This window comes from Providencia sp. UF-224 (genome assembly GCF_058245955.1).
In genome coordinates this window covers 81310-93010 of record NZ_JBSICC010000004.1, presented here as the reverse complement: position 1 = coordinate 93010, position 11701 = coordinate 81310, and the positions used below count along the sequence as shown (strand labels likewise).

The window sequence follows — 11701 nt, the reverse complement described above, 5'->3', positions numbered from 1 at the left end:
TATCAATATATTAATGATATACATTTTAAAATATCATTTAAGTATTACTTATTGATAAACAAACCGTTAATGGCCAACTTACTTATAGGTATAATTCATTTTTATTTAATTATTAACAAACTAATCAGAATATTGTTTGGAATTGTGGGCGGGTACAAAAAATGAAAAATTATTCAGCTGTAAAGAGTTATTTACGCTAAAAAAGCTTGATAATGTAAATTATTTGTTATAAATGAAATTGATTGCAACGACTTCCCATAGTCCAGTGGGAAGTCGTACTTTCATAACCAATCATTCATAACTAACTATTTAATAAAACTATTTTCCCAATTAAATCGCCTGACTCCATATATTGATGCGCTTCTTTCACTTGCGATAACGTATACAACTTGTTAATTATTGGCTTTATTTTACCGTTTTGTAACATAGGTAAAATGTGCTCTTTTAACTCTGCCGCAATCTGTATTTTTTCATCAATAGAGCGTGAGCGCATGGTTGAACCTGTGTGCGTTAACCGTTTAACCATGAGCGGCATCATGTTGAGCCGTTCTGGGTTTCCTTTCATCATGCCAATTTGAATTATTCGCCCAAATTTTGCAGCGACTAAATAGTTTTTTTCCACATAATCACCACCAATAATATCAACCACCATATTTACACCGCGTGATAATGTGAAGTTCTGTGTGGCTTCGACAAAATCATCAGTTCGGTAGTTAATGATGCAATCTGCGCCTAAGGTTTTTGCCACATTGGCTTTTTCTTCAGAGCCGACAGTCGTTATCACTGTAGCGCCTATTGCTTTTGCTATCATGATAGCCACGCTGCCAATACCAGATGTACCCCCATGAATAAGCACCGTTTCATCTTTTTTTAGTTGGCCAATCTGGCACATGTTTGCCCAGACAGTAAAAAAGTTTTCAGGAATGGCAGCACCGTCAATAAAGGACAAATTCCCTAGTGGTAATGCAATATCTTTATGCACTAAGCAATATTCCGCATATCCCCCACCTGCGACTAATGCACAAAGCGAGTCACCCAGTTGCCAATTGTCGACATCATCCGCTTTTGCAACAACCGTTCCTGCGATTTCCAACCCCATAATTGGAGACGCATCCGCGGGTGGTGGGTAAGAGCCTTTTCGCTGAAAGATATCGGGACGATTAACTCCAGCGGCTTCTACCTTAACAAGTAAATATCCTGCAGAAATTCTGGGCAGTGGTTTTTCAATTAATTGCAATTTTTCAGGGCCACCTGGTTCAATAATATCCACAACGGTCATTGTGATTGGTAAAGGCTGTTGAACATGAGTCATCATGGTCTCCTTTTTGAGGTTAATTTGAAAAATTGATATTTTTAAATTTATTTTTGTGTTAAATTAATGCTAATAAGTTTAATGAATCGTGCTTTAAAATTGCATTTTTAAGTATTAATTCTAATGATGACATAAGTCATCTTTTTATTGTTTAGGTGTTAATATTTAATCTATATCAAACATAATATTTAGTAATCTGCGTTAATTTAGCATTAACGTCTAATTTTCCTAACTTGGTGCCCTTCACTTATCTGGCTATTTTATTTAATTAGCCAATTCTGTCATATATTACTACTTACCAGCTGCCTTATCTTATGTTAAAATTGACTCATATCAATAATTTTAACTTGATTGAGCATTTAATATGATCCCAGAAAAAAGAGTTGTTCGTCGCATCCAGTCTGGTGGTTGTGCAATTCATTGTCAGGACTGCAGTATTAGTCAACTTTGCATTCCTTTCACACTGAATGAACATGAACTGGATCAACTTGATAATATCATTGAGCGTAAAAAACCTATTCAAAAAGGCCAAGCGTTATTTAAGGCTGGGGATGAGTTACGTTCTTTATATGCCATCCGCTCAGGCACAATAAAAAGCTACACTATAACTGAAGAAGGTGATGAGCAAATCACAGGTTTCCATTTAGCGGGCGATCTCGTTGGTTTTGATGCCATTATTCATACACAGCACCCAAGTTTTGCACAGGCACTTGAAACATCAATGGTTTGTGAAATTCCATTTGAAACGTTAGATGATTTATCTGGCAAAATGCCTAATCTGCGTCAACAAATCATGCGTTTAATGAGTGGTGAGATTAAAGGCGATCAAGAAATGATCCTTTTATTATCTAAGAAAAATGCAGAAGAGCGTTTAGCTGCATTTATTCTTAATCTCTCCCATCGTTTCGCTGAACGTGGTTTTTCACCAAGAGAATTCAGATTAACCATGACCCGTGGCGATATTGGTAATTACCTTGGTTTAACCGTTGAAACTATTAGTCGCCTATTAGGTCGCTTCCAAAAAAGTGGCATGCTTAGCGTAAAAGGCAAGTATATCACTATCGAAGATATGACCAAATTGACTGATATTGCTGGTAAAGTTTCAGCAATTACTTGCTAACTTCCCCAAACGGATCACATTAACCGTGATCCGTTTTTGTTTTTTTTCCCAGATTTCTTGCCTATTTAACGCCAATATCTTAGTTTATCTATGTGGAAATATCCGTGTATCGAGAGGACTCCAATATGGCAAACTATAAAAACCTGCTAGTTGCAATTGACCCAAATCAGGATGATCAACCTGCATTAAGACGTGCCGTCTACATCGTGCAGCGTAATGGTGGACGGATAAAAGCGTTTTTACCTATCTATGATTTATCTTATGACATGACGACATTACTTTCTCCTGAAGAACGTAATGCGATGCGCAAAGGTGTCATTAGCCAAAAAGCGGCGTGGATTAAACAGCAAGCCCACTTCTACCTCGAAGCGGGTATTGATATCGAAATTAAAGTGATCTGGCATAACAAGCCTTATGAAGCCATTATTCAAGAAGTCATCAGTGGCGAGCATGACTTGTTATTAAAAATGGCGCATCAAACGGATAATTTTGAATCGATAATTTTCACCCCTTTAGATTGGCATTTACTCAGAAAATGTCCATCTCCGGTGTGGATGGTAAAAGATAAGGTCTGGCCTGATCATGGCTCAGTGGTAGTTGCAGTTAATTTATCCAATGAAGAATCCTACCACGACGACTTAAATATTAAGTTAGTCGAAAAAACGCGTGATTTAGCGACGCGCATTATTAAGGAACAAGAAATTCATCTTGTCAGCGCCTACCCTGTCGCACCGATGAATATCGCGATTGAACTTCCAGACTTTGATCCTAGCCTGTATAACAATGCGTTACGGGGCCAGCATCTCATTGCCATGAAAGAATTAAGGCAAAAATTCAGTATCGATGAGAAATACACTCATGTTCGCGAAGGGTTACCGGAAAAAATCATTCCTGAAATGTGTGAGGAATTACAAGCTGGTGTGGTTGTACTTGGTATTTTAGGCCGCACAGGCCTATCCGCGGCATTCTTAGGAAATACGGCTGAGCACGTTATCGATAAGCTGAAATGTGACTTATTGGCAATAAAACCGGATGGTTTTGTGTGCCCGATTAACGTCGCTGATGATGACGATTAATCTATTGCCTAAAATATAACGTTATTACCCCCATTCATTGGGGGTTTTCTATTTAAAGGCATTATTGTTGTAGACTTGTATTGAGCAACGGCCACGCCTGCATCGCATTAAAAATAACTTGGTTCAGTCTTTCTAACTCAATACCATCACAAGCTTGGATGGTAAAACCATCAATCACCGTAATATAAAAATCCACAATGGCATGAATGGGGGCATCAGGCGCAACATCACCATCTTCAATCCCTTTTTGCATACGCTGCAACAAAATTTCTTGGTAACTTTTGCGCTTTTCTTGCACACTTAATTGCACATCTTCTATTTGCTTAGAACCATTCATCGTGGCTGTAATCAACATACAACCCGCTGGTTTACCTGGTTGAATAAGTTTTTTAGCACTTTCATACATCAACAACTCTATCGCCACCTTGGCTGTTTTCGCTTGCTTAACGATAGATAAAATTGGGCATGCTTCGTTAGTTAAATAGTAATCAATGCATTGATTAAACAGCGACGCTTTATCACCAAACGCGCAATAAAGGCTGGGCGCAGTGATGCCTAGCGCTTGCGTTAGGTCACTAATCGATGTCGCCACATAACCATTTTGCCAAAATAATAACATGGCCTTTTCTAATGCGTCCTGTTGGTCAAACCCCTTGGGCCGCCCACGTTTTGTCGGTTTCATATTCTCACTTCACCAGTAATCAATATACTGTAGCACAACTATTTCATAACGATCACTATAAAAATAATTGACAGCGATTAAATAAGTATAAAGAATAGCGTAATAATTTTATAGCGGTCACTATAAAATTATATTTTTACATATTACTCAATTTTCCATGGAAAGCACATGACAACAATTAATCTTTCGTCGCACAATGGTAACTGGCTTTCACTATTATCTGCAACGTTTGCCTGCTTCATTATTGTTACTGGTGAATTTTTAGCCATTAGCGTGCTAAATGATATCGCTAGCGATTTTCAAATATCAACGGGAACTGCAGGTCTTACCGTCACTGTCACCTCTATTGCGGGGATGGTTTCAGCTCTGTTTGTGCCAATTTATGCAAAAAATATCGATAGGCGCCAAGTATTACTCTTTTTGGTTGCACTGATGATATTTGCCAATGCAATCACCGCGTTTGCATCCAGTTTTAGTTTAGTTTTATTAGGCCGATTTGCGCTAGGTATCGCATTAGGTGGTTTTTGGGGCGTTGCGGCTGGCCTAGTGATCCGCTTAGCGCCTAAAAATATGGCAATTACCACATCAGTGACGATATTCTTTTCCGCGGTAACATTAGTCACCGTCATCGGCGTTCCATTAGGTGCATTGTTATCTGACAATTACGGTTGGAGAATGCCTTACATCGCATTAGTTATTGCGGGTATTGCAGCGCTATTAATGCAATATTTTTCGTTACCTTCGTTGAAACCGTCATCATCAATGCAGTGGAATGAGTTATTACTCATGCCATCACACCCTATCGCACGTAAAGGGCTGGTGATATTCACGTTGATTTTCTTAGCGCATTTTTCGGCTTATAACTATTTTACCGTGTTTTTCAAACAAACCGCTGGGTTTGCTGAGGGGCAAATTTCTGCACTATTACTATTTTTTGGTCTCGCGAGCGTGGTAGGCAATATTTTAGCGGGTTACGTGGGGAAATATAACGTTCGCTATAACTTTGCCATCAGTGCATTACTGCTAGCCTTAGCCTTTTTAGCGCTATCAGTTTTAGATTTTAATTGGGCAACCAGTGTCATATTTGTTTTTTCATGGGGTGTAGCGGCTGGGATGGTTCCTGCCACCATCAATATGTGGATGCATGTGCATGTACCTGAATTAACAGAAAAAGGCTCGGCACTAATTACCTTTATGTTCTTGATTTTAATTACTATTGGTAGCTTAGTTGGCGGGTATGTGATGGATCACTTCGATGGTGGCGTTTTAATGGCAAGTATGTTGACGATCGCAGCACTTGCATTCTTATTAGTCTTTACTTTTGCACGCGGTTTAACCAACTGTGCTCGCTTTTGCAGTGATAAATAATTAAAAAATGGGGTTACTGGCATTGGCCAATAACCCCACAAGACGACTTAATTATTTAGTGATTATAATGCACGTAAGATAGCATCGACGCTGTCTTTCGCATCACCAAACAACATTTGTGTATTTTCTTTAAAGAACAATGGGTTTTGCACACCAGCATATCCCGTATTCATTGAACGTTTAAATACAATCACATTATTCGCTTTCCAAACTTCCAGTACAGGCATACCTGCAATTGGGCTATTTGGATCTTCTTGCGCTGCTGGGTTGACCGTATCATTCGCCCCAATAACCAATACTGTATCAGTGTTAGAGAAATCGTCATTGATTTCATCCATTTCCAAAACAATATCATATGGAACTTTGGCTTCAGCCAGTAACACATTCATATGGCCTGGCAAACGCCCTGCAACTGGGTGAATACCAAAACGGACATTAATACCGCGCTCGCGCAGTTTAGTTGTAATATCCGCAACTGGGTACTGTGCTTGAGCAACTGCCATGCCGTAGCCCGGAGTGATGATCACAGACGTTGAATTTTTCAACATTTCAGCAACTTCTTCAGCGGTGCTTTCACGGTACTCACCCATTTCTTCTTCAGAACCTGTTGAAGAGCCATCTGTACCAAAGCCCCCCGCTATCACACTGAAGAATGAACGATTCATTGCCTTACACATAATGTAAGACAGAATAGCACCGGATGAACCAACTAATGCCCCTGTGACAATCAGCAAGTCATTGCTTAGCATGAAACCTGCCGCCGCCGCTGCCCAACCTGAGTATGAATTCAGCATCGAAACAACCACTGGCATGTCTGCACCGCCGATAGAGGCCACTAAGTGCCAACCAAAAGCTAATGCAATCACGGTCATGATTAACATTAAGAACACTTGCAAGCCAACGCTTTGAGTCTTAACGAAAATCACGAGTAAGATAAATGAAACAACCAGTGCCGCTAAGTTAAGTTTATGGCGATTTGGCAGCATCATCGGTTTCGATGACATTTTGCCTGACAGCTTACCGTAAGCGACAACAGAGCCCGTAAAGGTTACTGCACCGATGAAGATACCTAAGAAAACTTCGGTTAAATGAATGTTTTCCATGACGACATCAGCATGGCCTTCACTCGCGATAAAGCTGTTAAAGCCTACTAGCACTGCCGCTAAACCGACGAAGCTATGCAAAATAGCAACCAGTTCAGGCATTTCCGTCATTTCAACTTTTTTCGCTAAACGAATACCAATCACGGCACCAATAACCATTGCAACGATCATCCAGCCTACATTAGCACTGTGAGGCCCCAAAATGGTGGCGATGAGCGCAATAGCCATACCGACCACACCATACGTGTTCCCACGTTGGGAACTTTCATGGCGTGATAGCCCTGCTAGGCTGAAAATAAATAGGATAGCAGCAACAATGTACGCCGCTGTCACAATTCCACTCGACAACATAAGTTACCCCTTACCCTTTACGAAACATTTTTAACATGCGTTGAGTTACTGTGAACCCACCGAAAATATTGATACTAGCGATCAATATGGCAATAAAGGATAAGAAGCTTACCCAGCCACCACTGCCAATTTGCAGTAACGCACCAACAACAATGATCCCTGAAATCGCATTGGTGACTGACATCAATGGTGTGTGCAACGCGTGTGTCACGTTCCAAACCACGTAGTAACCCACCACGCATGCAAGCGCGAATACCGTAAAGTGTGATAAAAACTCTTTTGGTGCAGAATTTGCAAACCAGCCAAAAAGGATGATAGCTAATGCCATCAAACCATATTTCAACGCTGGCGACATTTTCTTCTCAGGCGCTTTAACTTTCTCCACCGCTTTCGGTTTCGCCTGCGGTTGTGCAGATACTTGAATTGGTGGTGCGGGCCAAGTGATTTCACCTTGCTTGATGACTGTCACACCGCGAATAACCAGATCATCGAAATCAATATTAATTTCACCATCTTTTTCTTTGCAGAGGAGTTTCATCAAGTTAACAAGGTTGGTGCCGTATAACTGTGAGGATTGTGTTGGTAAACGACTTGGTAAATCAGTGTAACCAATAATTTTAACGCCGTTATCAGTAACAACGAGTTTATCCGCTTGTGTTAATTCGCAGTTTCCGCCCGTTTGTGCCGCTAAATCCACGATAACACTGCCCGGCTTCATTGATTCAACCATTTCTTTAGTGATCAATTTTGGTGCTGGCTTACCTGGGATCAACGCTGTCGTCACAATAATATCAACGTCTTTTGCTTGAGCTGCAAACAGTTCCATCTCCGCCTTAATAAAGGCTTCAGACATCACTTTTGCATAGCCATCACCGCTGCCCGCATCTTCTTTGAAATCTAATTCAAGGAATTCCGCGCCCATACTTTGAACTTGCTCTTTCACCTCTGGGCGCGTATCAAATGCACGCACAATCGCGCCAAGGCTGCCAGCTGCACCAATCGCAGCAAGCCCTGCCACCCCAGCGCCGATGATCATCACCTTCGCTGGTGGCACTTTACCTGCCGCAGTTATTTGCCCAGTAAAAAAACGTCCAAATTCATGTGCGGCTTCAACAATGGCGCGATACCCTGCAATATTTGCCATTGAACTTAGCGCATCCAGTGATTGTGCACGGGAAATACGAGGTACTGCATCAATTGCCATCACGTTGATATTACGTGCTTTTAAAGCTTCCATTAGCTCAGCATTCTGTGCTGGCCAGATGAAACTCACCAGTGTAGCCCCTTCTTGTAACAGAGGGATTTCATCTTCAAATGGTGCGTTGACTTTAAAAACAATATCCGCGGCAAAGGCTGTGTCACGATCGACAATCTCCGCCCCAGCTTGCTCGTAGGCAATATCATCAAAACTGGCTAAATGTCCTGCATTTTGCTCTACACAAACAGAAAAACCCAACTTGAGAAGTTGTGTAACTGTTGAAGGTGTAGCTGCAACACGCGCTTCATTGGCAAGTCGTTCTCTTGGTATACCAATACGCATAATGTTCCCTTTTTAAAGCCTAATGTAATGTTGTTTATAGGGTGCTTGCTAAAATAATGACCATCATCACAGAGAAAAGTCTTATTTTGTGCATAAAACAGATTTTAAATGTTCTAATAACCTACTGAAAATATGCTTCTTGATCCATAATTGATCACGATTCTTAGACAGTAAATGGAATTCACAGTGAAAATCTTAGTTTTAGGTCAATAAAATACTGGATACTTTAAAAAATCTGGTAAATTTGACTAGTCAATAATTATTTATTTCTTATAAAAAGAAAATCATGAGACAACAGGTTCAGTTACGTGTAATAATCACCTACATGTGATACAACTAAGATTCAGCACGTTTATTATAATAAATTGCGCAAGGCGGAAGGATTTTGTATGAAGCTGAAAACTACGGTCATCGCAGCCGCGGTGTTATCATTAACAAGTATAACTGCTACTCAGGCGGCTGTTGAGTTGACGCCAAAACAGGCTACTGAATTAAAACCTTATGAGCGTATAACAGTCACAGGGCGCTTTAATGCTATCTATGAAGCATCCGATGCCGTCTCCCGTAGGGCTGATAAAATGGGGGCATATGCCTTTTACATTCAAAGCCTTGATGATATAGGTGATAGTGGCAACATGCGTGTTGTGGCTGATGTCTATGCCAAAGATGCACCAAGTGTCGATGAGCCAAAACGCCGTATATTCGGTGGTGTTGAAGAAATGTCTAAAACTGATGCAGCTCAGTACGAACCTTTCGATACTGTTACTGTAAGTGGTTTTTACCCTTCCCAGCCAGACTTATATGAAGCCATCGCGAAAAAAGCACTCGAAAAGAATGCTGCTTCATTCTACGTTGTTCGCAATATTGCAATGAATGATGGCGGAAATACATTAGCAACCGCTTATATCTATAAGAAAGATGCGCCAAAACGCCAAGTTCTTAACGAAGAAGCTGTTGTACCAGCTGATTCAGATGCAGGGCGTGCTCTGTTAGCTGAAGGTGGCGAAGCTGCTAAAAAAGTACGTATCCCAGGGGTTGCTTCATCAGAAGAACCAACAACCGCGGTTGGTCGTTTCTTCGAAACTTCAAGTAGCCAACCGGGCCGTACTAGTGTCACTTTACCAAGTGGCTATGTAATTGAAGAAGTTAATAAAACCGCTGCTGCGCAGATGGTTCCATTTGACTCAATCACATTCTCTGGTTATTACACCAATACCCCTGAAGTACGTTATCAAATTGCGAAACGTGCAGAAGCTAAAGGTGCAAAATATTTCCATATTACAAGAGAATGGCAGTCTAATGGTGGCAGTGTGACCATTAGTGCAGACCTATTTAAATAATAAATAGTTCTCACATATAAAAACCAGTCTACGTTCCTAGGCTGGTTTTTTTTCACCCTTGATTGCTCCTCTCCCTCGCCCTTTATCCCATTTCTTTCCTCCCTTTTTCACGATTAACTCAAAAGTGAATAAATCACCTGATAAAATGCATATTTTCCCATTGCATAACGGCCATTTCATTCGTAGAATCCACCACTCAAATTATAGCAGTCAATCTCACTGGATTATTGAAAGCTATTAGTTAAACTTATTACTACAATGACGTTTTAACGTCATTTTAACTTTTGATTGTTGAACATTCAGGATTTACTTTGAAAAATACGTTAAGCCTTACTGCGTTAACTGCCCTTGTTCTTAGTTCAATGGTTGGTGCAGGTGTATTTAGTCTTCCTCAGAATATGGCTGAAGTGGCTAGCCCACTGGCATTAATCATTGGTTGGTCTATTACAGGCGTTGGTATCTTATTTCTCGCATTTGCCCTTTTATTGCTATCACGCATTCGTCCTGATCTTGATGGGGGCATTTTTACCTACGCAAAAGTTGGCTTTGGTGAGCTTGTTGGTTTTTGCTCCGCGTGGGGTTACTGGCTTTGTGCCGTTGTGGCCAACGTTTCCTACTTAGTTATCGTTTTTGCGGCGATCAGTTTTTTCACCGATACTCCTGACAACATTATTTTTGGTGATGGTAATACATGGCAAGCATTGATAGGTGAATCTATCCTGCTATGGTTTGTCCATTATTTGGTTCTACGTGGCGTACAAACAGCAGCTGGCATCAATAAATTAGCTACCATGGCAAAATTAGTCCCACTTGGATTATTTATCGTCTTGGCTTTTTTTGCATTTAAATTGGATGTTTTTAATGCTGATTTCACTGGGATTGAACTTAAAATGCCAGTTTGGGAACAGGTTAAAGACACCATGTTAATCACCCTTTGGGTATTTATTGGTATCGAAGGCGCTGTTGTCGTTTCCGCCCGCGCCAGAAACCGCCGAGATGTGGGATTAGCAACCATCTTTGCAGTTAGCTCTGCCCTCATTATTTATATACTTGTCACGTTATTATCACTAGGCATTATGCCTCGTGCTGAATTGGCTGAAATTAAAAACCCATCAATGGCCACTTTGATGGTTAATTTGATAGGGTCTAGCGGTGATATCATCATCGCTGCTGGGTTAATTATCTCGGTTTGTGGGGCTTATCTGAGTTGGACTATTATGGCCGCTGAAGTGCCTTATATTGCAGCGCAATATCAGTCCTTCCCAAAAATCTTCAATAAGCTGAATAAAAATGATGCCCCCTCTTCATCTTTATGGTTAACAAACGGTGCTGTACAGCTATCATTGGTGTTAATTTGGCTTAGCGGCAGCAATTACAATACACTACTAACAATTGCCTCTGAGATGATTTTAGTGCCATATTTTCTGGTCGGTGCATTCTTAATGAAGGTTGCTTTTGAAAGACACAGCAAAGCACTGTTAATGGTTGGATTTGTCGCGAGTGTTTACGGCCTATGGCTGTTGTATGCCTCAGGGTTAATTAATCTCATGTTGTCTGTTGTGTTATACGCACCGGGGATATTGGTCTTTTACTATGCACGCCAACAGCAATCCAACAAAGCCCCATTGAAAGTCATTGAGACTACCATAGCATTCGCCATTATGATCACAGCACTACCAGCTCTTTATTATTTAGTTGCTTAATAGGCAAAAGGAGGGTCTCAGCCCTCCTTGCTCACCACCTTTCAATACAAACCTCTCATATAGCATCTCCCCCTCTATTCACTCAAACCTCCCACTCGTGACCTCA

9 protein-coding genes are annotated in these 11701 nt (G+C 40.8%); 5 read left to right on the top strand and 4 right to left on the bottom strand.

Translation table 11 applies throughout. The features are described from left to right. Window positions 1–301: 301 nt before the first annotated feature. Window positions 302–1312: an NAD(P)H-quinone oxidoreductase gene (locus AC4IFO_RS05760; RefSeq protein ID WP_490732839.1), complete on the bottom strand. Its 1011-nt coding sequence runs from the start codon at window positions 1310–1312 to the stop codon at window positions 302–304. A 364-nt stretch (window positions 1313–1676) separates the two neighbouring features. Between AC4IFO_RS05760 and fnr the strand changes: the two genes are divergently transcribed. Beyond that, entirely contained in the window at window positions 1677–2432 is a 756-nt protein-coding gene (gene fnr / locus AC4IFO_RS05755; protein WP_068443675.1) for a fumarate/nitrate reduction transcriptional regulator Fnr, read from the top strand. A 125-nt stretch (window positions 2433–2557) separates the two neighbouring features. Beyond that, entirely contained in the window at window positions 2558–3508 is a 951-nt protein-coding gene (gene uspE / locus AC4IFO_RS05750; protein ID WP_490732565.1) for a universal stress protein UspE, read from the top strand. Window positions 3509–3569: 61 nt separating this feature from the next. Here uspE and AC4IFO_RS05745 read toward each other — a convergent pair whose 3' ends face one another. Further along, on the bottom strand, window positions 3570–4190 hold the full coding sequence (locus AC4IFO_RS05745; protein ID WP_490732563.1) for a TetR/AcrR family transcriptional regulator: 621 nt from the start codon (window positions 4188–4190) through the stop codon (window positions 3570–3572). A gap of 168 nt (window positions 4191–4358) precedes the next feature. Here AC4IFO_RS05745 and AC4IFO_RS05740 point away from each other — a divergent pair, with 168 nt between their 5' ends. Then, window positions 4359–5558: an MFS transporter gene (locus AC4IFO_RS05740; RefSeq protein ID WP_490732561.1), complete on the top strand. Its 1200-nt coding sequence runs from the start codon at window positions 4359–4361 to the stop codon at window positions 5556–5558. Window positions 5559–5620: 62 nt separating this feature from the next. On the opposite strand, the gene pntB is transcribed toward AC4IFO_RS05740, so the two are convergent. Together pntB and pntA are read right to left on the bottom strand one after the other, a co-directional pair. Next, entirely contained in the window at window positions 5621–7009 is a 1389-nt protein-coding gene (gene pntB, locus AC4IFO_RS05735) for a Re/Si-specific NAD(P)(+) transhydrogenase subunit beta (RefSeq protein WP_490732837.1), read from the bottom strand. Window positions 7010–7022: 13 nt separating this feature from the next. Beyond that, window positions 7023–8552, bottom strand: coding sequence for a Re/Si-specific NAD(P)(+) transhydrogenase subunit alpha (pntA, locus tag AC4IFO_RS05730; RefSeq protein ID WP_490732559.1), 1530 nt, complete (start codon window positions 8550–8552; stop codon window positions 7023–7025). Window positions 8553–8941: 389 nt separating this feature from the next. On the opposite strand from pntA, the gene ydgH reads away from it, so the two are divergent. Beyond that, the gene (gene ydgH / locus AC4IFO_RS05725; protein ID WP_490732557.1) at window positions 8942–9892 is read left to right on the top strand and encodes a DUF1471 family protein YdgH; all 951 of its coding nucleotides are present in this window, start codon (window positions 8942–8944) and stop codon (window positions 9890–9892) included. Window positions 9893–10254: 362 nt separating this feature from the next. Further along, the gene (locus AC4IFO_RS05720; RefSeq protein WP_490732835.1) at window positions 10255–11595 is read left to right on the top strand and encodes a basic amino acid/polyamine antiporter; all 1341 of its coding nucleotides are present in this window, start codon (window positions 10255–10257) and stop codon (window positions 11593–11595) included. The last annotated feature ends 106 nt before the right edge of the window (window positions 11596–11701 follow it).